Below are 24,856 nucleotides of genomic sequence, written 5' to 3'. Positions count from 1 at the left end.
CGCGTACGACTCAGCGCAGCCCGGCGGCGGCCAGCAGGTTCCCCTGCGGGGTGGGAGCGGTCATCCGGCCCAGCGTCATCCGCAGCTCGGCGCGCTGCGCGGTGAACGCCGTGTCCCCGGCGATCGCCGCCGCGTACGCCGACGCCGTCCGGTGCGCGATCGCCGACCAGCCGTACTGCTCGTGCACCATCAACCGGGCCCGGCGGGCGAGCACCCGGGCCCGATCCCGGTCCGACAGCAGCGCGTCGACGGCCTCGGTGAGCCCGTCGGGGTCCTGCGGGGCGAAGGTCATCCCGGTGACGCCCGGCTCGACGATCTCGGCGAGGCCGCCGGTGTGGGACACCGCCAGCGGCGCCCCGGCAGCGGCCCCTTCGAGCGCCACCATGCCGAACGGCTCGTAGATGCTCGGTACGGCGAAGCAGTCCGAGGCGGCCATCACGGCGGGCAGGTCGGTGCCGCCGAGGAAACCCGGCATGCTCACCGCCCCGCCGAGTCCGAGCCGGTGCACCTCGGCCTCCAGGGCCGCCTTGTACGGCCCGTCGCCCACGATCACCGCGCGCAGCCCGGGGTGCCGCTCGCGCAGCCGGGGCAGGCCGGCGAGCAGGTGCTGCACGCCCTTCTCGTAGACCAGCCGGCCGGCGAAGGTGACCAGCGGACCGTCCCCGGCGAACCGGGCCCGGGCCGAGGTGACCGCCGAGGCCGGCACCTTCCAGCGGTGCGGCTCGACGCCGTTGGGCACCACGTCGACCCGGCCGGCGGGCACCCCGAACAGCGCGCCCACCTCGTCGCGCATGTACCCGGAGCAGACGATCACCCGGCCGGACTCGCCGGCCAGCCAGTGCTCGACGCCGTGGATGGTGCGGTTCATCTCCTCCGGCAGCCAGCCCTGGTGCCGGCCGGCCTCGGTGGCGTGGATCGTGCTGACCAGCGGCACGTCCAGGTGGTCGCGCAGGGTCATCGCGGTGTGCGCGACCAGCCAGTCGTGGGCGTGGATCACGTCGTACGAGCCGGACTGGGCGGCCCGCAGCGCGGCCCGGGTCAGCGTGTGGTTGAACGCCATCGTCCAGGCCAGCAGCGACTCGGTGGCCAGCGGGAAGGCCACCGGGTCCTCGGCGGCGCGGACCACGCGCACCCCGTCGGCGTACTCCTCCAGCGGCGCACCCTCGGTGTGCCGGGTGACCACGGTGACCTCGTGCCCGGCGGCTGCCAGCGCGACCGACAGCGCGTGCACGTGCCGGCCGAGCCCGCCGACCAGCACCGGCGGGTACTCCCAGGACAGCATCAGGATGCGCCGGGTCTGCGGGGGCACCCCGGCGCCGCCGCCCTGCTGCGGTACCTGGGACCAGGAGGTGGGGGTGGGCCGGCAGGGCCGGTCCGGGGCGGTAGCGAGCTGATCGCCGACCCGCAGGGTGGTCACATCAATCTCCGTCCATGCACGAAGGATCGCGCCGGCAACGGTGGCGGCGGAAAGGAGGTGGTGGGGGTGGCCGAAGGCCGAGTGGGCCCGCCCGCGGGCGCGTCCGCATAAAGCAAAGGGCATCGCGCGCCGCGGCGCATCTCGAAACGGCCTATCGTGACGGAGGACACCCAAAGGTCCAGCGGGTCTCAGGTGGGTGGATATCGGATGTCCCCCGTTCGGATGGATTGGCCGCCACGGCCGCGGGGCATTAGCGGCGTGCGCACCGGCGGCCCGCCCGTCCGGTGCGCTCACGATCAGGTGCCGAAGGAGCGACATGCAGGTCTGGCCGGGTGAGCGTTACCCCCTCGGGGCCACCTACGACGGGATGGGCACCAACTTCGCCATCTTCTCCGAGGTGGCCGAGCGGATCGAGCTCTGCCTCTTCGACGAGTGGGACACCGGCGCCGAGCGGCGGGTCGAGTTGCGCGAGGTCGACGCGCACGTCTGGCACGCCTACATCCCCGGGGTCGAGCCGGGCCAGCGGTACGGCTACCGGGTGCACGGGCCGTGGGACCCGGCCAACGGGCTGCGCTGCAACCCGCACAAGCTGCTGCTCGACCCGTACGCCAAGGCGGTCGACGGGGACGTCACCTGGGACCCGGCGGTCTACGACTACGAGGTGGGCGGCGACCCGGACCGGATGAACGACACCGACTCGGCGCTGTTCATGCCGAAGTCGGTGGTGGTCAATCCCTACTTCGACTGGGGCAACGACCGGCCGCCGCGCACCCCGTACCACCACTCCGTGATCTACGAGACGCACGTGCGCGGGCTGACCATGCGGCACCCGGGCATCCCGGAGGAGCTGCGCGGGACGTACGCGGCCATCGGCTCGCCGGTGATGATCGAGCACTTCAAGACGCTCGGGGTGACCGCGGTCGAGCTGATGCCGGTGCACGAGTTCGTGCACGACCACCGCCTGGCCGACCTGGGGCTGCGCAACTACTGGGGCTACAACACCATCGGCTTCTTCGCCCCGCACCACGGCTACTCCGCGCTGGGCCGGCTCGGCCAGCAGGTGCAGGAGTTCCGCGGCATGGTCAAGGCGCTGCACGCCGCCGGCATCGAGGTGATCCTCGACGTGGTCTACAACCACACCGCGGAGGGCAACCACCTCGGCCCGACGCTGAGCTTCAAGGGCGTCGACGCGCCGAGCTACTACCGGCTGAGCGAGGAGGACCGGCGCTACTTCGTCGACTACACCGGCACCGGCAACAGCCTCAACGTGCGCAGCCCGCACTCGCTCCAGCTGATCATGGACTCGCTGCGCTACTGGGTGACCGAGATGCACGTCGACGGCTTCCGGTTCGACCTCGCGGCCACCCTGGCCCGCGAGTTCTACGAGGTCGACCGCCTCTCCACCTTCTTCGAGGTGGTCCAGCAGGACCCGGTGGTCAGCCAGGTCAAGCTGATCGCCGAGCCGTGGGACGTCGGCCCCGGCGGCTACCAGGTGGGCAACTTCCCGCCGCTGTGGACGGAGTGGAACGGCAAGTACCGCGACACCGTGCGGGACTTCTGGCGCGGCGAGCCCGCCACCCTGGCCGAGTTCGCCTCCCGGATCTCCGGCTCCGCCGACCTCTACCAGGACGACGGCCGCCGGCCGTTCCACAGCATCAACTTCGTCACCTGCCACGACGGGTTCACCCTCAACGACCTGGTGTCGTACAACGACAAGCACAACGAGGCCAACGGGGAGGAGAACCGCGACGGCGAGAGCCACAACCGGTCCTGGAACTGCGGCGTCGAGGGGGAGACCGACGACCCGGGCGTGCTGGCCCTGCGGGCCCGCCAGCGGCGCAACTTCCTGGCCACGCTGATTCTCTCCCAGGGCGTGCCGATGATCGGCCACGGCGACGAGCTGGGGCGCAGTCAGCGCGGCAACAACAACGCCTACTGCCAGGACAGCGAACTGGCCTGGGTCGACTGGGAGCACGCCGACACCGAGCTGCTCGACTTCGTCCGGCGGCTGACCGGGTTCCGGATGCGGCACCAGGTCTTCCGCCGCCGCCGCTTCTTCACCGGCCTGCCGGTGGGCGGCCGGGCCGCCGGGTCCGGCGTGCCCGACCTCGCCTGGTACACCCCGGACGGCCGGGAGATGACCGGCGAGGACTGGGGCAACGACTTCGGCCGGTCGGTGGCGCTGTTCGTCAACGGCGACGGCATCCCCGAGCGCGGCCAGTACGGCCAGCGCCACCAGGACAACTCCTTCCTGCTCTGCTTCAACGCCCACGACGCGGCGCTGGACTTCATCGTGCCCGGCGGCGAGTTCGGGCAGCGGTGGGAGCTGGTCATCAGCACCGCGGAACCGGAACCGGAGAAGACGGCGATCGTCGAGGCGGGCGGCGCGATCTGCGTGCCGGACCGCTCCCTGGTGGTCCTGGAGAGGACGATCTGAGATGCCCGAAGCCCCCCGACCCCACGTGACCGCGGAACCGACGACGCGGGTGGGGTCGACCTACCGCGTCCAGGTCCGGCCCGGGTTCGACCTGGACGCCACCGCCGGCCTCGCCGGCTACCTGGCGGACCTAGGCGCCACCCACCTCTACAGCGCGCCCCTGCTCACCGCCACGCCCGGCTCCGCGCACGGCTACGACGTGGTCGACCACCGCGCGGTCAACCCGGAGCTGGGCGGCGAGGCCGGCCGGCAGCGACTGGTCCGCGCGCTGCGCGCGGCCGGGCTCGGCCTGGTCGTCGACATCGTGCCCAACCACGCCGGGGTCGCCCAGCCGGCGGCCAACCCGGCCTGGTGGGACGTGCTGCGCCGGGGCCGCTCCTCGGCGTACGCGAACTGGTTCGACATCGACTGGGACCGCGGCCGGCTGCTGCTGCCGGTGCTCGCCGACACCCCCGACGCGCTGGACGACCTCAAGATCGTCGACGGGGAGCTGCGCTACCACGAGCACCGCTTCCCGATCGCCGACGGCACCGCCGACGGCAACCCGCGCGAGGTGCACGACCGGCAGCAGTACGAGCTGGTCTCCTGGCGGCGCGGCGACGCCGAGCTGACGTACCGCCGGTTCTTCGCCGTGTCGGACCTCGCCGGCCTGCGGGTGGAGGACCCGGAGGTGTTCCGGGCGACCCACGCGGAGATCCTGCGCTGGGCCGCCGAGGGTGAGCTCGACGGCATCCGGGTCGACCACCCGGACGGCCTGCGCGACCCCACCGGCTACCTGGCCCGGCTGCGCGCGGCCGCGCCCGACGCCTGGCTGGTGGTGGAGAAGATCCTGGAGTACGGCGAGGAGCTGCCGGACTGGCCGGTGCAGGGCACCACCGGGTACGACGCCCTCGCCGCGGTCTGCGGGCTCTTCGTCGACGGGCGCGCCGAGGGGGACTTCACCGCCCTGGACGCCCGGCTGACCGGCCACCACACCTCGTGGCAGGACCTCACCCACGACACCAAGCTGGCCGCCGCCACCCGGCTGCTCGCCGCCGAGCTGACCCGGCTCGCCGCCCTCGCCCCCGAGCTGGACCGGGAGTCCACCCGGGCGGCGCTGGCCGAGCTGGCCGCCTGCTTCCCGGTCTACCGGGGCTACCCGCCGCTGGGCGCCCGCCACCTGGCCGCCGCGCGCGCGGAGGCCGGCCGGCGCCGCCCCGACCTCGCCGGCACCCTGGACGCCGTCACCCGGCTGCTGCGAAACTCCGAGCACGAGCTGGCCAAGCGCTTCCCGCAGCTCACCGGGGCGGTGATGGCCAAGGGGGTGGAGGACACCGCCTACTACCGGTGGAGCCGGTTCGTCGCGCTCAACGAGGTCGGCGGCTCGCCGGCCCACTTCGGCGTGCCGTCGGCGGAGTTCCACCGGTTCGCCGCCGCCCGGCAGGTGCGCTGGCCGGCCTCGATGACCACCCTGTCCACCCACGACACCAAGCGCGGGGAGGACGTCCGGGCCCGGCTCGCGGTCCTCTCCGAGCTGCCCGACCGCTGGGCCGGGCAGGTCACCGACTGGATGTCCCGGGCGCCGCTGGCCGACCCGGCCTTCGCCCACCTGCTCTGGCAGACCGTCGTCGGGGCGTGGCCGGTCGAACGGGAGCGGCTGCACGCGTACGTGGAGAAGGCCGCCCGGGAGGCGGCCGACTCGACCAGCTGGTCCGACCCGGACCTGGCCTTCGAGCGGGAACTGCACGCCCTGGTCGACCGGATGTACGACGACCCGGAGCTGCACGCCGAGATCACCGCGTTCGCCGCGGAGATCACCCCGGCCGGCTGGTCCAACTCGCTCGGGCAGAAGCTGGTCCAGCTCGCCATGCCCGGGGTGCCCGACACCTACCAGGGCACCGAGCTGTGGGAGAACAGCCTGGTCGACCCGGACAACCGCCGGCCGGTCGACTTCGCCGTACGCCGGGAGCTGCTGGCCCGGCTCGACGGCGGCTGGCACCCTGCGGTCGCCGCCGACGGGGCCGCCAAGCTGCTGGTGGTCTCCCGCACCCTGCGGCTGCGCCGCGACCACCCCGAGCTGTTCACCGGCTACCGGCCGGTGCCGGTGCACGGGCCGGCCGGACCGCACGCGCTCACCTTCGACCGGGGCGGCGCGGTCGCCGTGGCGACCCGGCTGCCGCTGAACCTCATCCGTTCGGGTGGTTGGCGGGGGACCACTGCATCGATTTCCGGCAACAGTGTTACGGACGTGTTCACCGGTCGGGTCTACAGTGGCTCTGAGCTGCTCCTCGATGATCTGCTGAGCACCTATCCCGTCGCCCTGCTGGCTCCCACCGACTCCGTGGAGGCTGCCGCATGACCGAGTTCACGGTGTGGGCGCCCGACGTCGCCCGGGTCCGGCTGCGCCTGCCCGGCGTCGCCGACCACGAGATGCGCCCCGCCCCGGGTGGCTGGTGGCGGGTCGAGGTGCCCGGCGCCGGCCCCGGCACCGACTACGCCTTCCTCCTCGACGACAACGACCGGGCCCTGCCCGACCCCCGCTCGGCCTGGCAGCCGGCGGGCGTGCACGGCCCCAGCCGGGTCTACGACCACAGCGCCTTTGACTGGACCGACCAGGGCTGGACCGGCCGGCAGCTGCCCGGCAGCGTCCTCTACGAGCTGCACGTCGGCACCTTCACCCCGGAGGGCACCTTCGATGCGGCGATCGACCGCCTCGACCACCTGGTCTCCCTCGGTGTCGACCTGATCGAGCTGCTGCCGGTGAACGCCTTCAACGGCGAGTACAACTGGGGCTACGACGGGGTCTGCTGGTACGCACCGCACCAGCCGTACGGCGGCCCGGACGGCTTGAAACGCCTGGTCGACGCCGCCCACGCCAAGGGGCTGGGGGTGATCCTCGACGTCGTCTACAACCATTTCGGGCCCTCCGGGGCCTACGCGCCGATGTTCGCGCCATACCTCACCGAGCAGAGCAACACCTGGGGCCGCACGGTCAACCTCGACGGCCCGCACTCCGACGGGGTACGCCGCTACATCGTCGACAGCGTGCTGATGTGGCTGCGCGACTACCACGTCGACGGCCTGCGGCTCGACGCCGTGCACGCGATGCCGGACTCCCGGGCCACCCACTTCCTGGAGGAGATCGCGGTCGAGGTGGAGGCGCTCTCCACCCACCTGGGCCGGCCGCTGTCGCTGATCGCCGAGTCCGATCTCAACGACCCGAAGCTGATCACCCCGCGTGAGGCCGGCGGCTTCGGCCTGCACGCCCAGTGGAACGACGACGCCCATCACGCCCTGCACACCCTGCTCACCGGGGAGCGGCAGGGCTACTACGGCGACTTCGGCTCGCTGGAGTGCCTCACCGACGTGCTGACCGGCGCGTTCTTCCACGCCGGCGGCTGGTCCGGCTTCCGCAACCGCAGCCACGGCCGGCCGGTGGACCGCCAGCGCACCCCGGGGCACCGGTTCGTGGCGTACCTGCAGAACCACGACCAGATCGGCAACCGGGCCACCGGCGACCGGATCTCGGCCAGTCTCTCTGCCGCGCAGCTGCGAGTCGGGGCGGTGCTGCTGATGACCGCCCCGTTCACCCCGATGCTGTTCATGGGGGAGGAGTGGGCGGCCAGTACGCCCTGGCAGTTCTTCACCAGCCACCCGGAGCCGGAGTTGGCCACCGCGGTGGCGACCGGGCGTAAGCGGGAGTTCGCCGCGCACGGCTGGCCCGAGGGCGACGTGCCGGACCCGCAGGACCCGCAGACCTTCCTGCGCTCCCGACTGGACTGGGCCGAGCTGGACAAGCCCGAGCACCGCGAGATGTTCGAGTTCCACCGCCGGCTGATCGCGTTGCGCAAGAGCCGCCCGGATCTCTCCGACCCGCGGCTGAGCCAGGTGGAGGTCCGCCATGGAGACCAGTTCCTGATCATGCGGCGCGGCGAGACGCTGGTGGTGGCGAATCTGGCCGGGAAGGGGCAGCGGATCACCCTGCCCGGGGCGGTGCGCAGCGTGCTGCTGGCCACCAACACCGGGGTCACCGTGATGCGGGACCGGGTGGAGCTGCCCGCCGAGACCGCCGCCATCGTCGCCCTCTGAATCGCCGTTTCGGGGTTCATCGCCCGCCGGTGTGGCGGGTCAGGGGATCGGCCACTCGTGCACCGGGCGGTTGCTGTGCATCAGGTCCACGTAGTGCCGGACCACCTCGCGCAGCGCCTCCGGCCGATCCAGGTGGTCGGCGGACTCCAGCCGGTGCAGGGTCTCCACCTGCCAGGTCGCCCCGTTGCGCCCGGTCAGGCAGCGCTGCTCGATGATGCCGAGCAGTCGGTCCCGCTCGGCCGGGTCCACCCCCCACCGATCCAGCCCGTGGTACGCCAGCGGCAGCAGCCGGCGCAGCACCAGCTCGGTCGCCGGCAGATAGCCCAGGCCGGGCCAGAAGACCTGCGCGTCGATGCCGTGCCGGGCGCAGCTGTTGAAGTTTTCCTCGGCGGCGCTGAACGACATCTGCGACCACAGCGGCCGGTCCGACTCGGCGAGGGCCCGGACCAGCCCGAAGTAGAAGGCGCCGTTGGCCACGGTGTCCAGCACGGTCGGGCCGGCCGGCAGCACCCGGTTCTCCACCCGCAGGTGCGCCCGCCCCTTGAACACGTCGTAGACCGGGCGGTTCCACCGGTAGATGGTGCCGTTGTGCAGGCGCAGCTCGGCGAGCTTCGGTACGCCCCCGGCGTGCAGCGTCTCCGTCGGGTCCTCCGGGTCGCAGACCGGCAGCAGCGCGGGAAAGTACCGCACGTTCTCCTCGAACAGGTCGAACACGCTGGTGATCCAGCGCTCGCCGAACCACACCCGGGGGCGTACCCCCTGGGCCTTGATCTCCTCGGACCGGGTGTCGGTGGCCTGCTGGAAGAGCGGCACCCGGGTCTCCCGCCACAGCTCCCGGCCGAAGAACAACGGCGAGTTCGCGCCGAGCGCGACCTGGATGCCGGCGATCGCCTGGGCGGCGTTCCAGTAGTCGGCGAACTGCGCCGGGCTGACCTGGAGGTGGAACTGCGTGCTGGTGCAGGCCGCCTCGGGGGTGATGGTGTCCGCGCTGGTGGCCAGCCGCTCCACCCCGCTGATCGAGATCCGCAGGTCCTCACCCCGGGCGGCGAAGATCTGCTCGTTGAGCAGCGCGTAGCGCGGGTTCGCCGACAGCGTCTCGGCGGTCAGGTGCTCCGGGCGCAGGGTGGGCAGGACGCCGATCATCACCATGTGCGCGCCGACCGTGCGGGCCTTCTCCTCCGCGGCGTTGAGGCTGGCCCGGACGTGCTGCTCGAACTCCGCGATGCCGGTGCCGGCCAGCCGGCGGGGCGCCACGTTGATCTCCACGTTGAACTGGCCCAGCTCGGTCTGGAAGCTCGGGTCGGCGACGGCGGCGAGCACGTCGGCGTTGCGCATCGTCGGCATCGAGTCGTCGCCGACCAGGTTCAGCTCGATCTCCAGGCCGGTCATCGGCCGTTCCACGTCGAAGCGCGACTCGCGCAGCATCTCGGCGAAGACGTCGAGGCAACGGCGGACCTTTTCGCGGTAGCGGGCCCGGTCCTCCCGACTGAACGTACGCGCGCCGACGTCCTCGCCCATGGTCACCACCCTGTCACCGTTGGTCTCCCTAACCTCGCATGCGGCAGCGGGGCGGGGAAAGACCCGAAGGACCCTTTACGTACCCAGGGCGGGCCGGGTGATCCCCGTCGCGTGCGGGTCCGCTTCGGAGCGGCGGGGCGGCCGGCCTGGCTAGCATGGCGCGATGCGCGAGAAGACGACCCGACTGTTCGTGGCGGCGGCGATCGCCGAGGCCTGCTCCTGGCTGGCCCTGCTGGTGGGCATGGCGGTCAAGTACGGCCCGCCGGCCGACGAGATCGGCGTCCAGGTCTTCGGGCCGATCCACGGCGCGCTCTTCGTCGCGTACGGGCTGCTGGTGCTGGCGGTCGCCCGGCTGCACCGGTGGCGGCTCGGCGTCACGTTCTTGGCGCTGGTCTGCGCCGTGCCGCCCTTCGCCACCCTGTTCTTCGAGCGCTGGGCCCACCGCCGCGGCCTGCTGCGTACCGACCCCGCGCAGCGGCGCACCTTGACGCCCGTCGGCTGACCCACCGTCGCCCGGGTGGGGCGGTCAGGCGGCCAGGAACGCGCCGAGCACCCCGGCCAGCTCGTCCGGCGCCTCCTCGGCCATGTGGTGGCCAGAGTCGATCGAGGCGGTGCGCAGGTCCGGTGCCCAGTCCCGCCAGATCGCGGCCGGGTCGCCGTACAGCTCGACCATGTCGTCCCGCTCCGACCAGCAGAACAGCGTCGGGCAGCCGATCCGCCGCCCGGCGGCCCGGTCCGCGTCGTCCGCCGCCCGGTCGGGGCCCAGCCCGGCCCGGTAGTCCTCGCACATCGCATGCACGGTCGCCGGGTCTTGGATGGCCCGCCGGTAGTCGGCGTACGCCTCGGCGCCCATCCGCTCCGGCGAGCCGCCGTACCAGGCGTCCGGATCCGCGTTGATCACCCGCTCGGCCGGCTTGTCGAGCTGGCCCAGGAAGAACCAGTGCCACCAGCGGGCGGCGAACCGGGCGTCCGCCCGGGCCAGCGCCTCGCCGATGGGCACCCCGTCGAGGACGGCGAGCCGGTCGACCCGGTCCGGGTGGTCCAGGGCCGTACGCATCGCCACGTAGCAGCCCCGGTCGTGCCCCACCACCGCGGCCCGCTCGTGCCCCAGCGCGTCGAGCAGGCCCACCACGTCGGCCGCCATCGCCCGTTTGGCGTAGCCGGCGTGGTCGGGGCCGCCGGGCGGCTTCGACGAGCCGCCGTAGCCGCGCAGGTCCGGGCAGATCACCGTGTGCCGGTCGGCGAGCAGCGGCGCGACCCGGTGCCAGGTGGCATGGGTACGCGGATGGCCGTGCAGCAGCACCACCGGCGGCCCGGAGCCGCCGTGCCGGACCCGCAGCCGGACCGGACCGACGTCGACCTCGGTGAGCGTGAAGCCGGGAAACACGCTCTTCCGGTGCCCGCCCGCCAGGCGGGGGAAACGCTCAGCCGGTGAGCACGGAGCAGGCGGCCAGGCCGGCGATCAGCACCGCGCCGAGCACCGCCTGGAGCAGCAGCGGCGGCCCGAGGTGCGACCAGACGGTGGCGGTACGCGGGGTGAGCGGCTGCCCGGTGGTCAGGTTGACGATCCGTTCCACCCGGGGCGGCAGGTCGTCGTCGGGCTGGCGGCGCAGGGTCAGCTGCACGTGGTCGGCCGGGTGCAGGGCGCTCTGCGGCAGGTGCCCGTGCAGCTCCACCTCGTAGAGCCAGCCGAGCTCGTCGCGGACCCGCAGCGGGGTGACCAGGAACTCCGGCCCCTTCTTCAGGTCCTTCCACTTGCGTCGCGCGCCGCCACCGCCGCCGCCGGTGGAGACCAGGGTGCGCAGCAGCAGCATCAGCAGCCCCACCACGCTCGCCGCGCTCACCACCGCCACCAGCACCGGCTGGCCAACCTCGATCTCCCGCGGGTAGCCCTCCATCAGCCGGACCACCCGGCCGGTGAGGATCCGCTGGGTCGGGCGGACGACGCGGGTGGAGACGTCGCTATCCATGATCACCACCGAGGGTCAGGTTGGGTTCACTGATGGTATCGGTCGATCGCCCCGGGTGGCGTGAATGAACCCCGGTCACGCCCGACCCGGCGGCGAGGTGACATCCCCGGCGACGCGGGTAAGCGGGCGGCCGAGCTGGAAAGGGGTCGAGCATGCAGCTGTCCTTCCTGCGCCCGCTCTACGACCGTCCCGGGCCGTGGTGCTCGGTCTACCTGGACGCCTCCCGGGACACCCACGATTCGCGTCCCGCCGTCGACCTGCGCTGGCGCGCGCTGTCCGAGCAGCTCGCCGCCGACGGCGCGGACGAGCCCACCATCGCGGCACTGGACCGGGTGGTCCGGGGCCACGACCCGATGCCGGGCGACTACGGGCTGGCCGTCTTCGCGACCCGGGGCCGGGTGGTGCTCTCCGAGTTCCTCACCGCCCCGCCGCTGCGCGACCTGGCCTCCTGGAGCCCGCTGCCGCACGTCATGCCGATGCTGGCCCAGCGCGGCGAGCAGATCGCCTGGGTCCGGGTGCTCGCCGACCGGACCGGCGCCGACGCGGTGGCGGTCAGTGCCGGCGGGGTGCCCCGCCGCGCCCAGGTCAGTGGCCGGGAGAGCTACCAGCTGAGCCGGGTCAGCCCGGGCGGCTGGTCGCAGTCCCGCTACCAGCGGGCCGCCATGGAGGCGTGGCACCACAACGCCGGCGACGCCGTCGCGGCCACCGTCCAGCTGGCCGAGAAGGTCGGCGCGGAGGTGGTGGTGGTCGCCGGCGACATCCGGGCCACCGGCATGATCGCCGCGCAGCTGCCGGAGCGCTGGCAGGACGTGGTGGTCCGCACCGACGCGGGCAAGCGGGCCGGCGGCGCCGACCCGGCGGCGATGGACGACCTCACCGTGCAGACCATCGCCGAGGTCGCCGACCAGCACGTCAGCGCCGCGCTGGACCGCTTCGGCATGCAGGAGGACGTGGGCGCCGGCCTGGCCGCCGTCGTCGCCGCCCTGCAGCGCAACCAGGTCGACACCATGCTCATCGTCGACGACCCGTCGGCGAACGGTGAGCTCTGGATCGGCCCGCAGCCCACCGACATCGCCACCGACCCGGGCCAACTGGCGGCGGTCCGCGACCCCCAGCGGGTACGCGCCGACGCGGCGCTGGTGCGGGCCCTGGTCGGCACCGACGCCGAGCTGACCGTCCTCGGGCCGGACGAGGCGCCCGACCTGACCGACGGGGTCGGCGCGGTGCTGCGCTACGTCGACGCCGGCACACCCGGGCGGGGAAATGGCTGACCGTACCGTCGCGGACCTGGTGGTGGACCGGCTGCGCGCCTGGCGGGTGCCCCGTGTCTTCGGCTACCCGGGCGAGGCGATCGCCCCGGTGGTCGAGGCGCTGGACGCCGCCGGCGGCGACCCGGAGTTCGTCCCGGCCCGGCACGAGGAGACCGCCGCCTTCATGGCGACCGGGCACGCCAAGTTCACCGGTGGGATCGGCGTCTGCCTGGCCACCCAGGGCCCGAGCGCGGTGCACCTGCTCAATGGCCTCTACGACGCCAAGCTGGACAGCAAGCCGGTGGTGGCGATCGTGGGGGAGGACATCACCGGGCCGCTCGGCGGTGCGCACGAGGAGATCGGGCTGAGCCGGCTCTTCGGCGACGTCTGCAACCAGTTCGTCCGCTACGGCCGCTCCCCGGGGCAGGTGCCGGCGCTGCTCGACCAGGCGTTGCGGACCGCCGCGGCCACCCGCAGCCCGACGTGCGTGGTGCTGCCCCGGGGGTTGCAGCTCTCCGCCGTACCCGATCTGCAACCGCAGGCGGCCGGCGTCCTCACCGCGACCCCCGGCGAACCGCTGGCCCGGGTGCTGCCGCACGAGGCCGACCTGGACGCCGCCGCTTCGCTGCTCACCGTGGGGCACCGGGTGGCGATCCTGGTCGGTCAGGGTGCCCGGGGCGCGGAGGACGAGATCGTCGCGCTCGCCGACCGGCTCGGCGCCGGGGTGGCCACCTCGCTGCTCGGCAAGCCGGTGCTCGACGAGGCGCTGCCCTTCCACACCGGCGTGCTCGGCGAGGTCGGCACCGTGGCCGCCGCCCAGCTGATGGGCGGCGCGGACACCCTGCTGCTGGTCGGCACCAACGATCCGTGGACCGACTACTTCCCGATGCCGGGCCAGACCCGCACCGTGCAGATCGACATCGACGGGCGGCGGATCGGCACCCGCTACCCGGTGGACGTGCCGCTGGTCGGCGACGCCGCCGAGACGCTGCGGGCCCTGCTGCGTCGGGTGCCGGACCAGCCCAACCGGGACTGGCGGGCCACCGTGGAGACCTCGGTCGACCGCTGGCGCCAGGAGGCCGCCGCCCGGGCGGCCGAGCCGGCCGAGCCGATCAACCCGCAGCTGGTGCTGCACGAGCTCGCGCCCCGGCTGTTCCGGGCCGGCGCGGTCGCCGTCGACGTCGGCTCGGTGATCTACTGGTACTCCCGGCACCTGCAACTGCCTCCGGGGGTCAACGCCCAGCTCTGCGGCACTCTCGGCTCGATGGGCTGCTCCCTGCCGTACGCGGTGGCCGCCAAGCTGGCCCGCCCGGACGAGCCGGTGGTCGCCCTGCTCGGGGACGGGGCGATGCAGCTCAACGGGCTCGCCGAGCTGATCACGGTGGCGCACCGGTGGCAGGAGTGGGCCGATCCCCGGCTGGTGGTGCTGGTGCTCAACAACCGGGACCAGTCCGGCATGGGGGGTGGCCGGCCGATCACCGCGGTGGGCCAACGCCGTCCCGACGTCCCGTACGCCGGCTGGGCCCGCCTGCTCGGCCTGCACGGCGTCCGGGTCGACCGGCCCGAGCTGGTCGGCGCGGCCTGGGACGAGGCGTTCGCCGCCGACCGACCGTGCGTGCTGGAGGCGGTGGTGGACCCGGCGGTGCCGCTGCGTCCGCCGGAACCCGCCCTGGCCGACCTGCGGGGGATCTTCGCCGACGGCGACGCCGCCCGACGGATCCGGGACCACGCGATGGCCGCTCACACCGCGGTGGAGGCGGAGGACGTCGTTTAGCCCTCCGGCCTCCGGGCATCACTGACCGCACCCGTTCCGCTGGAGGTCAGATGTCCGACGCCGACCGTCGCTACGGTCCCGCACCGCTGCCGGCACCTCGGGGCCCGATCTCCGGTGCGGTGCTGACGGCATTGCGCAGGCCACCGCACGACCTGCCCACCGGGCTCGGCGCGCGGTTCGCGGCCGACGGTGCGCTGACCGACGAGGACCTCCAGCTCACCCTCTTCCTCTGCTATGAGCTGCACTACCGCGGCTGGCGGGGGGTGGACGAGCACTGGGAGTGGCAGCCGTCACTGCTCGGCCTGCGCGCACGGGCCGAGCGGGTCTTCGAGGCCGCGTTGCGTCGGCTGGTGGACCCGCCGGCCGCGGTGCTGCCCGGGGGTGTCCCGGGCGCGCTGGCCGACGTGGTGGCCGCCGACGACGGCCCGTCGCTCGCCGCCGCCATGCAACGCCGGGCGACGCTGGCGCAGTTCCGCGAGTTCGTCACCCACCGCTCGATCTACCACCTGCGGGAGGCCGACCCGCACAGTTGGGGCCTGCCGCGCATCGGCGGCCCGGCCAAGGCCGCGCTGGTCGAGATCCAGATGGACGAGTACGGCAACGGCCGGCTGGACCGGATGCACGCCGAGCTGTTCCGCCGCACCATGGACCGGCTCGGCCTGGACACCGGGTACGCCGCCCACCTGGACCGGGTGCCCGCGGTCACCCTGGCCACCAACAACCTGATTTCGCTGTTCGGGCTGCACCGGCGCTGGCGCGGCGCGCTCCTCGGTCACCTGGCCGCGTTGGAGATGACCTCCTCGCTGCCCAACCGCCGGTACGGTAACGGGCTGCGCCGCCTCGGCCTGGACGAGGTCGCCACCCGCTTCTACGACGAGCACGTGGAGGCGGACGCGGTACACGAGCAGATCGCCGCGTACGACCTCTGCGGCGGTCTGGTCCGCGCCGAACCGGCGCTCGCCGGCGACGTGCTCTTCGGCGCGGCCGCCGCGCTGGCGGTGGACCGGCTCTTCGCCGCGCGCCTGCTGGACAGCTGGGCTGCCGGCCGGTCCTCGTTGCGTCCGGTCGCCGGGTCGGCCCGACCGGACCTCGGCACCGAACCGCCCGCGGCGGCCGTCGCCGCCTGACCGGCGCTCGGCTGCCCGAGCCCCTGAGACCTGCGGTCGCGGGGGCTCAGTGCTCCCGGTCGGTGCCGGCCCGGAAGTTGACCGCCTTGTGGGTGCCGTCGCAGAACGGCTTGAGCGCCGACTTGCCGCACCGGCACAGCGCCACCGTGCCGCGTCGCGTCTCGATAGGCCGTCCGTCCGGGGTGACCAGGGCGAAATCGCCCCGGACCAGCAGCGGGCCGTCCTGGTACGGGGTGATCATGGTCGCCGCGTCGGGAGTGGTGTTCTCGGGGGTCATGCGTGCGGAAGTGCCCGTGCCGGCCCCGCCGAAACCCCCGCGTGCGATGGGCGGTCCCGCCCCCTGGCATCCCGGACCGGCGTACCGCCGCAGGCCCGAGGATTGCTCCCGCCCGGTGGCGGATGCCCGTTTAGACCCCATAGGGACGGGAAGCCGGGCCGCGTGGTGAGCGAACGAGGCAAGGTGGGGCCGGTGCCCAAGGTGCAGGAGGGGCTGACGGCCGAGGGTGCCGGCCTGGCCGGGGACCGGGTGGTCGCGGTCGGCAGCACCGCCCGGGTGCTGGTGGCCGCGGCCGCCCGCGCGCTGCGCGGCGTCGACTGCGCCGACCTCGGCCACCCCAGCCCGCTGTCCCGGTTCGCCCCAGCGCCCGAGCCGGTGCGCCGGGCGGCCGCGGCCCGGGCCGCCGGGCGGGTGGCGCTCACCGAGGCGCAGGCCGCGGAGGTGGACGCCGAGCGGGTGGCCCGCTGGATCGTCGACCAGTACCCCCGTCGCCGCTACGCCGGCGTGGTGCTGGGCTCGCCGCACGCCGCCGCGGTGCACCTGGCGGTCGCGCTGGGCGTGCCGTGGCTGCCGGCCGCCTTCGAGATGAGCGCGCACTGGAAGCGGGGCGCGGTGGACCAGCCGCGCGCCGCCCTCGACCACGGCGCCGCGCTCGCCGCCCGGCTGCTCGCCGGCAATCCAAACCTGCACGTACGCCAGGTACACTGCCCGGCCAGCCGTGGCCCGCTGGCCGGCGCCACCGTCTCGCTGACGGCCCGCTGGCGGGCCCTGCCGGCGGCGTACGCGCGGTTCCTGGCCGACCGGCTGGAGCCGGACGCCCCGGTGCTGCTGATCCGGGACACCCGGACCTGGCCCGTGCTGGACGAGGGACGGGGGCACAGCTTCCAACTCGGCTGCCCGTCCAGCGGGCTGCAGCCGGTGGACTTCCACCCGGACTCGCACGCCCTGCGCCAGGTGCTCCGTTCGGCCGGCGGCGACGGCGCCCGGTGGGAGCCGCCGGAGGTCTCGTCCGCCCGGGAGGACGCCGAGCACGGGGTGGAGGAGGGCTTCTCGGCCGCCGTCCGGCAGTGGACCCAGTGCCACGGTCGCCACCTGCACCAGGTTCGCTTCCCGCAGCCGGGGGCGCTGAGCGCGGCCACCGCGGACCTGTACCGGCGGTGGCTGCGGGCGGCCGGCAAGACGGGGGACCGGTTGGTGGTGGAGTGCGGCCGGCTGCTCGATCCGTGGCAGGTGGTACGGGCGGGACTGGTGCCGTACTGGTGCGAGAACGCGACCCGGGCCAGCGTCGAGGGGGTGGAGTGGTGGCTCGCCGGCAGCGAGCCGTTCAGCTCGGTGGACGTGCTGCCGGAATCGCCCGGAATGCGGTCACCGGCCCTGGCCGGGTTGCCGCAGTGGCTGGCGGTGGCGGCCTTCGGCCGGCGGCGGCGGGCGTTGGACCGGACCGCCGCCCGGGGCTACCCGGTGGCGTCGGTGCCGACCCGGCGGGCCACCGAGGTGCTCCGCGGCCAGCCGTACGACCTGCCGGTGCCGCCGCCGCTGACGGTCGGCGCCGCCCTCGCCGGGCTGCGCGACACCGGCGCCGCGTTGGGCCTGGCGGTCTCCTGATCCGGTGACAATCGGACGTCGGGCGCGTCGGCGCCCGGCCGTCGGACCCGGCACACCGAAACATCCTCGCGAACCCGGGGTCCCGTGATTGAGTACCTGGGGAGCGGGAACATCGCTCGCTGCGACGGCCAGACCACGCTGCGCAGTGAGTTGTCACTCGCTCCCGCGCGTCCGGTGACACCGGCGCGTCACGTGACCCAACTTCCGGCCCGGTGCGTGGCCCGACCACGCGCACGACCGGCTCTCCGATTCCGGGCGGGGGACCTTCCTGAGGGAGGCGCGGATGTTCGGACAGACCACCACAACCACCACCACCACACCACCACCGCCGACCAACGATCGCGGCCTGGAGGACCTCGACGCGGCCGCGCTGGCGTACGCCGCGCGGATCGAGGGCCTGCCACCGGAGCGGCGGCAGGAGGCAAGGGACGACCTTGTCCGGTTCGCCCTGCCGTTCGCCGGTCGGCTGGCCCGACGGTACCGGGGCCGGGGCGAGCCGCTGGAGGACCTGGAGCAGGTAGCCCGGCTCGGCCTGGTCAACGCCGTCGACCGCTACGACCCGGAGCGCGGTTCGTTCACCGCGTACGCCGCCATCACCATCGTCGGTGAGATCAAGCGGCACTTCCGGGACCGCACCTGGGGGGTGCACGTGCCGCGGCGGCTGCGCGACCTGATCCTGGAGGTCGGGCAGGCCACCGCGGCGCTGACCAGCGAGCTGTCCCGGGCGCCCACCGTGGCCGAGCTGGCCGCGCGGCTGGAGACCCCGCAGGAGGAGATCCTGGCCGCGCTGGAGTCGGCCGCCGGGTACAGCCCCGCCTCGCTCAACGCGCCGGTCGGCGGGGAGAGCTCGGCGGAGTTCGGCGACCTGGTCGGTGAGTCGGACAACGCGTTGGAATCGGTCGACGACCGGGTCACCGTCAGCGGGTTGCTGCACCGGCTGCCCTGGCGGGAACGGCGCATCCTGGCCATGCGCTTCTACGGCAACCAGACCCAGGCGGAGATCGCCGCCCGGTTCGGCATCTCCCAGATGCACGTCTCCCGGCTGCTGTCCCGGGCGTTGACCTGGCTGCGTCAGGCGATGCTCGCCGACGCGCCGCCGCCCTGGCAGAACGGGGCGGCCGAGTCGGAGACCGGCCGCAACCGGATCGCGGTGAAACGCACCGGCGACCGGGTGCTGGTGGAGGTGGGTGGCGAGATCGACCGGGACGGCGCCGACCAGTTGCGCAAGGTGATGCTGGAGGCGGTGACCGGCCAGCCCCGCGAGGTGGTCGTCGACCTGGACGGCGCCGGTGGGGTCGACGCCGGCGGGATCGCCGCCCTGATGGCCGGCCGGGACGCGGCCGCGCGGACCGGGGTATCGCTGCGGCTGACCCGGGTCCAGCCGGCGGTACGCCGGTCGCTCGCCGCCGCCGGCCTGCCGGCGACGGCCGACGCCTGAGGTGTTGCACCGACCCCGGTACGACTGCCGTCGTACCGGGGTCGAGCCGTCCGCACCGCCGACCCGGGCTCAGTGGACGGCCCCCGCGTCGGCGGCGATGTCGACCCGGTGCGGACCGCGCGAACGGCACGACACGGAAGGGCCGACGCCTCGAGGCGTCGGCCCTTCCGTGTCCGTCCGGGTCAGTGTTCCTCGGTGTCGCCCTTGCTGTGCGGGTGCCGCCAGCGCTCGTTCGCCTTCGGCTGCGCCTCGGCGTCGAGCGGGTTCTCCTCCGGCTCGTCGGTCCGCTCGAAGCTGGGCCGGCGGATCTGCTCCGGCTCCGGCACCTCCACCGGACGGGCGCCGGACTGCGGCGCCGGCTGGTAGGCCACCGCCTCCCGGGCGCCGTGCGCGCCCTCGGCCGCCGGCGACTCCGGTACGTGCCGTTCGTGGTGCAGTTCCTCGCGGAACTCCTGCGGCGGACGGGTGGTGCGCTGCGGCAGGTCCCGGCCGAGGTCGGCGACGAGCTGACCGTACTTGGCGTCGAAGGCGGGGCGCTCGGACCGGATCCGCGGCATCCGGTCGAAGTTGCGCAGCGGGGGCGGGCAGGTGGTGGCCCATTCCAGGGAGTTGCCGAAGCCCCACGGGTCGTCCACGGTGACCAGCGCGCCGTACCGCCAGGACTTCCAGACGTTGTAGATGAAGAACAGCGTGGACAAGCCCAGGATGAACGACCCAAGGGTGGAGACCGTGTTCAGCGTGGTGAAACCGTCGGTCGACACGTAGTCGGCGTAGCGCCGCGGCATGCCCTCGTTGCCCAGCCAGTGCTGGACCAGGAACGTGGTGTGAAAGCCCAGGAACATGGTCCAGAAGTGGATCTTGCCCAGGCGCTCGTCGAGCAGCCGGCCGGTCATCTTCGGGAACCAGAAGTAGATTCCGCCGAAGAACGCGAACACCACCGTGCCGAAGAGCACGTAGTGGAAGTGGGCCACCACGAAGTAGGTGTCGGTCACGTGGAAGTCCAACGGCGGGCTGGCCAGCAGCACCCCGGTGAGGCCGCCGAACAGGAAGGTGACCAGGAAGCCGATGGCGAACAGCATCGGTGTCTCGAAGGTGATCTGCCCCTTCCACAGGGTGCCGATCCAGTTGAAGAACTTCACCCCGGTCGGCACCGCGATGAGGAAGCTGAGGACGCTGAAGAACGGCAGCAGCACCTGGCCGGTGCCGAACATGTGGTGCGCCCAGACGCTCATCGACAGGATGGTGATCGAGATGGTGGCGAGCACCAGACCGGTGTAGCCGAAGATCGGCTTGCGGGAGAAGACCGGAATGATCTCGGTGATGATCCCGAAGAACGGGATCGCGATGATGTAGACCTCGGGATGGCCGAAGAACCAGAACAGATGCTGGAACAGCATCGGCCCGCCGGTGGTCGCGTCGAAGACGTGCGAGTGCAGGATCCGGTCGGACGCGAGCGCGAGCAGCGCGGCCGCCAGGAGCGGGAAGACCAGCAGCACCAGGACGCTGGTGAGCAGGATGTTCCACGTGAAGATCGGCATCCGGAACATGGTCATCCCGGGCGCGCGCAGCGTGACGATGGTGGTGACCAGGTTGACGGCGGTGAGGATGGTGCCCAGACCGCCGATGACCAGCCCGACCACCACCATGTTGGCCCCGACGCCGGGGGAGTGCTCGGCCGTGCTCAACGGCGGGTAGAGGGTCCACCCGAAGTCGGCCGACCCGCTCGGCGTGAGGAAGCTGCCGTACAGCATCAGGCCGCCGAACAGGAACAGCCAGTAGCCGAACGCGTTCAGCCGGGGAAACGCGACGTCCGGGGCGCCGATCTGGATCGGGACGACGTAGTTGGCCATCCCCAGAGCCGCGGGTGTGGCGAAGAGCAGCAGCATCGCCAGCCCGTGCGTGGTGAAGAGTTGGTTGTACTGCTCGGAGGAGAGGATCTGCAGCCCTGGCCGGGCCAGTTCGGCTCGGATCAGCATCGCCTCGATCCCGGCGACCACGAAGAACAAGAAGGAGGTGGTCAGGTAGAGCAGGCCGATCTGCTTGTGGTCGGTGGTGCCGAGCAGCTTGATCAGTTGGTTGCCCGGAAGCGCCCTGCGGACCGGGCCGGGGAAGCCGCCGAATCGGGCCGGCGCCAGGATCGCCGGCCCCCGGTCTCGAGCGGGCTCCGTGGTTACCCGTCTGGGCATGGCTTCTCACCCCGTCGTGACGACAGAAAGGACGAGCGCGACTACCCGCCCCCGCGCCCATGTAACCAGGCGAGAGTGAGAATTTCGGTCAATTCGCCTGAACGAGTGCCCAGACCACCTTGCCGTCGACCAGCGGCGAACTGCCCCAGCGCTGCGCCATCTCCCGCACCAGCAGCAGGCCGCGACCGCCCTCCGCGCGCAACCCGGGACTCGCCGCGTCGGCGGCCGTCCGGCTGCCGTCGGTGACCGCCACGTGCAGGTACGGCCGGCGCAGGGTCAGCGTCACCTGCATCGGAGTGTGCGCGTGCCGGACCACATTGCCGACCAGCTCGCTGAGCACCAGCGAGGCGGGACCGGCCAGCTCCGGGACGTTCCACCGGCCACACGCGTCCGAGACCAGCTCGCGGGCCCGCCGGCAGGCGGTCGCCACCGGCTCCAACCGGGCCCGCAGCCGCGGCGCGTCGCGCCCGGCGACCCGGGTCGCCTCGGCGCAGTCCCGGTGCACCGGCACCACCCGGCAGGCGGCGGACTCGCTGAGCCAGGCGGCGGCGTCGGACGGGGGGGAGCAGAGCACCATCGGCACCGCCGGCCAGCCGGCGGCCTGCCGGGCGGCGGCCACGAAGACGGAGAGGGCCAGCCGGTCGGCGACCGTGACGCCGCCGAGGTCGACCACCAGCGCGTCCGGCTGCCGGGTGAGGCAGCGGTCCAGCACCGTGTGCACCGTGCGCATCGTGCCCAGATCGAGCGCGCCGGAAAGCCGGACGACGGTCACGGCAGACTCGTCGTGCACGTCGCAGCTGATCCGGCTCGCCATCGGTCCCTCGATTCCGCTCGCGTGCTGGCTGCCCCCCGAACTACCCGCGCCCCAGCCGGGTGAAACCGGACCGACCGGATAGTCCGTCCTGGTCAGGGGCGATTCGCGTCACTGCGGGTGAGCAGGCCGAGACCGATCATGCCCAGCCCCAGGCCCAGGTGCAGCCAGCCGTCCGCGTCGTTGACCGGGATGAAGTTGGCGCCGGTGCGCTGGTCCACTGCCAGCCCGTACAGCCACAGCACGAGGTAGGCGGCGCCGGCGCCGAACAGGTAGGCGCGGGCGCCGGACGCGGAGCGGGACAACACCAGACCGGCCAGCCCGAAGGCCAGGTGCACCAGGTTGTGCAGCACCGACACCTGGAACACCCCGAACAGCTCCGCGCCGGACTGGTGCCCGGCCAGCCGCAGGTCGGCGAATCCGGTGGTGATGCCGGGGACGAAACCGAGCACGCCGACCAGCAGGAACAGCACCCCCACGGTGGCCGCCGCCCGGCGTACCGGCGCCCGGCCGTCCGCCGGGTTGCGGCGGGCCCGGGAGTGGGCCATCGGGCCGGCCATCGCGCTGCTCCCTCCGTCGGGCTCCGCGCTTTCCCGACCCGGGACCAGACAAACCGGGCCCGGACCGTGCGGTCCGGGCCCGAAGGAAACGCGCCGTCTCAGACGGCCTGCAGCTGGCGTACGCCGGCGCCGCGCCGCACCTTCTCGTAGAGCGCGACGTACTTCTCGGCCATCACCGCCGGGGTGAACCGGGCGGCGGCCTCCCGCCGGGCCTCGTCCGGGTCGAGCAGGCTGGCCGCCAGCAGCAGGTCGCCCAGCTCCTCCTCGTCGGTGGTGAGCAGGCCGGTGCGCCCGTGGTCGATCAGCTCCGGCAGGCAGCCGCGGGCCGTCGCCACCACCGGGGTGCCCAGCGCCAGCGACTCGACCACCGCGGTGCCGCCCGGCTCCTCCCAGCGCAGCGGGAAGAGCGAGGCCTTCGCCCCGGCCAGCAGGTCGTCGCGTTCCTGCCCGGCCACGGTGCCCACCCAGCGGACCAGCTCGCCGTCCACGTGCGGAGCCACCTCGTCGTAGAAGAACCGGACGTCCGGGTTCTGCCGGGCCTCGTCGCCGGCCGCGGCGAGATCCTCCGGCCGGTGGTACGGCCCGACCGGGCCGGCCAGCACCAGCGGCACGCCGACCCGCTGGGCCAGCCGGGCGCCCACGTCCTGTCCCTTGCCCGGGTTGATCCGGCCCAGGATGATCGTGTAGTCCCCCTTCTCCGCCCGGGGCGCGCGGTCCGCGCCCACCGCGAGCGGGGTGGACAGGTACACGTGCCCGACCGAGTGGTCCCGCAGCGCCTTCGGGGCGCGGGCCAGCTGCGAGGCGGAGACGCCGTTGACCCGGACCCGGTCGCCGGCGTCCAGGTTGCCGTAGAGCTCGGGGTGCTTGGCCAGATCCCAGTGCAGGGTGTGCAGCACCGGCGGGGCGTCGGGGCCCATCGCCGCCATGGTGGCCAGCCCGACCGCCTCCACGTGGTCGTGCACGATGTCGATGTCGTCACCGGAGTGCAGCCGCCGGACCACCCCGTTGAGGTGGGCCTGGGATACGCCGCAGACCTGGTTGTACGGACGCTGCAGGGCGTGGAACTGCCCGTCGGGGAAGACGGAGAACTTCTCGTCGACCGCGAGGGTGCTGCTGTCGACCGAGGCGAGCACCACCCGCACCCCGAGCCGCCGCAGCTCCGGCACCAGGGTCGCGACGACGTTCTCGATGCCGCCGTAGCCGGGGGGCGGCACGGACAGCCAGGGACCGGAGTTCATCAGGACGGTCAGGCTCATGGTGTGGTGTTCCTTCCCTCGGCGGGGCCCCCGTCGGCCGCCCACGCTCCGCCAGCGACCGGCCCGGGGGGCCGGCCGTACCGCCGCGCTCTCATCGACCGCCTCACGCCGCCACCCGTCGCCGCGGCACCCGGTGCTGCAGCTGCGCCAGGGGCGGACGCTCCTGCACCGACACGTCGTTCACCACGATCTCCCGGTCCAGGTTGGGCAGCGCGTCGGTGCCGCCCCGGCGGAACTGGGTGAGCATGGTCGCCGGCATGGTGCCCGGGCTGGCCCAGCCGCGCCGCTGCAACCGCGACCAGGCGGTGTGCATGATCTGCGCGGACATTCGGCCCAGCGCCGCGGTGTCCTGGTGGCGGTGCTTACGCTCGCCGAGGTCCACCTGGGCGAGCGCGTCCAGGCCGACCAGCTCCAGCAGGTCGATCAGCATCGCCGTCTCGACCCCGTACCCGGAGACGAACGGCACCTGCGCCAGCACCTCCCGGCGGCCGGCGTACTCGCCGGCGAGGGGCTGGACGAAACCCGCCAGCTCCGGCCAGAAGAGGTTCAGCAGCGGACGGGCCATCAGCTCGGTCACCCGACCGCCGCCGTCCGCCTCCACGCTGTTCGAGCCGACGAGCGGCCGGTGGTAGAAGCCCTTGACGAAGTCGACCGACGGGTCGGTCAGCAACGGTCCGAGCAGGCCGGTCACGAAGTGTGGCCGGAATTCCCGCAGGTCGGCGTCGATGAACGCGACGATGTCGCCCTCGGCGGCGGCGAGCCCGGCCCAGAGCGCGTCGCCCTTGCCGGTGAGGCGGGGCAGACCGCGGGTCATCGCGTCCTGGCTGACCACCTCGGCGCCGGCGGCCCGGGCCACCTGTGCGGTGCGGTCGGTCGACCGGGAGTCGACCACGATCAGCTCGTCCACCAGGGCGACCCGGTCCATCAGGTGTTCCCGGATGGTCGCCACGATCGCGCCGACCGTGGCCTCCTCGTTGCGAGCGGGTAGCACCACGCTGACCCGGTTCTCGCCCTTGGCGCGCATCAGTCGCCGCGCCGGCCAGTCCTCGGCCGAGGTCGTCCGATATGTGGCCCACGCCTCCACGACTGGTGAGACGATCGAATCTGTATCCCGCACTGGCACACCCCCAGATCGTGGCGGAAAACGCAGAGTTGGTTTTCC

Annotated in this window: 19 protein-coding genes; 9 read left to right on the top strand and 10 right to left on the bottom strand. The window is 73.3% G+C overall.

The window, feature by feature from the left end:
* Nucleotides 1-10: 10 nt before the first annotated feature.
* On the bottom strand, nt 11-1,417 hold the full coding sequence (locus tag AC5RWQ_RS10470) for a glycosyltransferase family 4 protein (RefSeq protein ID WP_494282530.1): 1,407 nt from the start codon (nt 1,415-1,417) through the stop codon (nt 11-13).
* 316 nt (nt 1,418-1,733) lie between these two features.
* Here AC5RWQ_RS10470 and glgX point away from each other — a divergent pair, with 316 nt between their 5' ends.
* From glgX to treZ, 3 genes are read left to right on the top strand one after another with little or no spacing between them, the layout of a single operon-like run.
* Complete coding sequence (gene glgX, locus AC5RWQ_RS10465; protein ID WP_494282529.1) at nt 1,734-3,854, top strand: glycogen debranching protein GlgX; 2,121 nt, start codon at nt 1,734-1,736, stop codon at nt 3,852-3,854.
* Nucleotide 3,855: 1 nt separating this feature from the next.
* A complete protein-coding gene (treY, locus tag AC5RWQ_RS10460; protein WP_494282528.1) occupies nt 3,856-6,192 on the top strand; it encodes a malto-oligosyltrehalose synthase in 2,337 nt (778 codons plus the stop codon).
* Nucleotides 6,189-7,922, top strand: coding sequence for a malto-oligosyltrehalose trehalohydrolase (gene treZ, locus AC5RWQ_RS10455; RefSeq protein WP_494282527.1), 1,734 nt, complete (start codon nt 6,189-6,191; stop codon nt 7,920-7,922). Before treY ends, treZ begins: the two co-directional genes overlap by 4 nt.
* A 39-nt stretch (nt 7,923-7,961) precedes the next feature.
* Here treZ and AC5RWQ_RS10450 read toward each other — a convergent pair whose 3' ends face one another.
* Nucleotides 7,962-9,440 carry a glutamate-cysteine ligase family protein gene (locus tag AC5RWQ_RS10450; protein ID WP_494282526.1) on the bottom strand — a complete coding sequence of 493 codons (1,479 nt, stop codon included), beginning with the start codon at nt 9,438-9,440 and terminating at the stop codon, nt 7,962-7,964.
* A gap of 163 nt (nt 9,441-9,603) precedes the next feature.
* On the opposite strand from AC5RWQ_RS10450, the gene AC5RWQ_RS10445 reads away from it, so the two are divergent.
* Nucleotides 9,604-9,942, top strand: a complete 339-nt coding sequence (locus AC5RWQ_RS10445; RefSeq protein ID WP_494282525.1) for a DUF3817 domain-containing protein — start codon at nt 9,604-9,606, stop codon at nt 9,940-9,942.
* A gap of 24 nt (nt 9,943-9,966) precedes the next feature.
* On the opposite strand, the gene AC5RWQ_RS10440 is transcribed toward AC5RWQ_RS10445, so the two are convergent.
* Both AC5RWQ_RS10440 and AC5RWQ_RS10435 read right to left on the bottom strand, forming a co-directional pair.
* Entirely contained in the window at nt 9,967-10,827 is an 861-nt protein-coding gene (locus AC5RWQ_RS10440) for an alpha/beta fold hydrolase (protein ID WP_494282524.1), read from the bottom strand.
* Between the two features lie 37 nt (nt 10,828-10,864).
* The gene (locus AC5RWQ_RS10435; protein WP_494282523.1) at nt 10,865-11,419 is read right to left on the bottom strand and encodes a hypothetical protein; all 555 of its coding nucleotides are present in this window, start codon (nt 11,417-11,419) and stop codon (nt 10,865-10,867) included.
* Between the two features lie 143 nt (nt 11,420-11,562).
* Between AC5RWQ_RS10435 and AC5RWQ_RS10430 the strand changes: the two genes are divergently transcribed.
* The 3 genes from AC5RWQ_RS10430 to AC5RWQ_RS10420 are packed head-to-tail and all read left to right on the top strand — an operon-like array spanning nt 11,563 to nt 15,561.
* Nucleotides 11,563-12,681 (top strand): baeRF2 domain-containing protein, encoded by a 1,119-nt coding sequence (locus tag AC5RWQ_RS10430; RefSeq protein ID WP_494282522.1) that lies wholly within the window; start codon nt 11,563-11,565, stop codon nt 12,679-12,681.
* Nucleotides 12,674-14,434 carry a thiamine pyrophosphate-binding protein gene (locus tag AC5RWQ_RS10425; protein WP_494282521.1) on the top strand — a complete coding sequence of 587 codons (1,761 nt, stop codon included), beginning with the start codon at nt 12,674-12,676 and terminating at the stop codon, nt 14,432-14,434. The genes AC5RWQ_RS10430 and AC5RWQ_RS10425 overlap by 8 nt, the downstream gene beginning before the upstream one ends.
* A gap of 50 nt (nt 14,435-14,484) precedes the next feature.
* Nucleotides 14,485-15,561, top strand: coding sequence for an iron-containing redox enzyme family protein (locus AC5RWQ_RS10420; RefSeq protein ID WP_494282520.1), 1,077 nt, complete (start codon nt 14,485-14,487; stop codon nt 15,559-15,561).
* 46 nt (nt 15,562-15,607) lie between these two features.
* Here AC5RWQ_RS10420 and AC5RWQ_RS10415 read toward each other — a convergent pair whose 3' ends face one another.
* Nucleotides 15,608-15,838, bottom strand: a complete 231-nt coding sequence (locus AC5RWQ_RS10415; protein WP_494282519.1) for a CDGSH iron-sulfur domain-containing protein — start codon at nt 15,836-15,838, stop codon at nt 15,608-15,610.
* A 201-nt stretch (nt 15,839-16,039) separates the two neighbouring features.
* Between AC5RWQ_RS10415 and AC5RWQ_RS10410 the strand changes: the two genes are divergently transcribed.
* Complete coding sequence (locus AC5RWQ_RS10410) at nt 16,040-17,443, top strand: hypothetical protein (protein WP_494282712.1); 1,404 nt, start codon at nt 16,040-16,042, stop codon at nt 17,441-17,443.
* Between the two features lie 283 nt (nt 17,444-17,726).
* Nucleotides 17,727-18,881, top strand: coding sequence for a SigB/SigF/SigG family RNA polymerase sigma factor (locus AC5RWQ_RS10405; RefSeq protein ID WP_494282518.1), 1,155 nt, complete (start codon nt 17,727-17,729; stop codon nt 18,879-18,881).
* A 182-nt stretch (nt 18,882-19,063) separates the two neighbouring features.
* On the opposite strand, the gene ctaD is transcribed toward AC5RWQ_RS10405, so the two are convergent.
* The 5 genes from ctaD to AC5RWQ_RS10380 all read right to left on the bottom strand — a co-directional run bounded on the left by ctaD (nt 19,064) and on the right by AC5RWQ_RS10380 (nt 24,778).
* Nucleotides 19,064-21,067 carry an aa3-type cytochrome oxidase subunit I gene (ctaD, locus tag AC5RWQ_RS10400; protein WP_494282517.1) on the bottom strand — a complete coding sequence of 668 codons (2,004 nt, stop codon included), beginning with the start codon at nt 21,065-21,067 and terminating at the stop codon, nt 19,064-19,066.
* Nucleotides 21,068-21,155: 88 nt separating this feature from the next.
* The gene (locus AC5RWQ_RS10395; protein WP_494282516.1) at nt 21,156-21,881 is read right to left on the bottom strand and encodes an ATP-binding protein; all 726 of its coding nucleotides are present in this window, start codon (nt 21,879-21,881) and stop codon (nt 21,156-21,158) included.
* A gap of 92 nt (nt 21,882-21,973) precedes the next feature.
* On the bottom strand, nt 21,974-22,438 hold the full coding sequence (locus tag AC5RWQ_RS10390; RefSeq protein WP_420884034.1) for a DUF4383 domain-containing protein: 465 nt from the start codon (nt 22,436-22,438) through the stop codon (nt 21,974-21,976).
* Nucleotides 22,439-22,536: 98 nt separating this feature from the next.
* The gene (locus AC5RWQ_RS10385) at nt 22,537-23,694 is read right to left on the bottom strand and encodes a glycosyltransferase (protein WP_494282515.1); all 1,158 of its coding nucleotides are present in this window, start codon (nt 23,692-23,694) and stop codon (nt 22,537-22,539) included.
* Between the two features lie 103 nt (nt 23,695-23,797).
* Nucleotides 23,798-24,778: a glucosyl-3-phosphoglycerate synthase gene (locus AC5RWQ_RS10380; protein WP_494282711.1), complete on the bottom strand. Its 981-nt coding sequence runs from the start codon at nt 24,776-24,778 to the stop codon at nt 23,798-23,800.
* Nucleotides 24,779-24,856: the final 78 nt, after the last annotated feature.

The sequence above is a fragment of the Micromonospora sp. BS32 genome (assembly GCF_059089345.1).
Note: the sequence above shows the minus strand (reverse complement) of the source record. Positions and strands in the feature narration are given on the sequence as shown.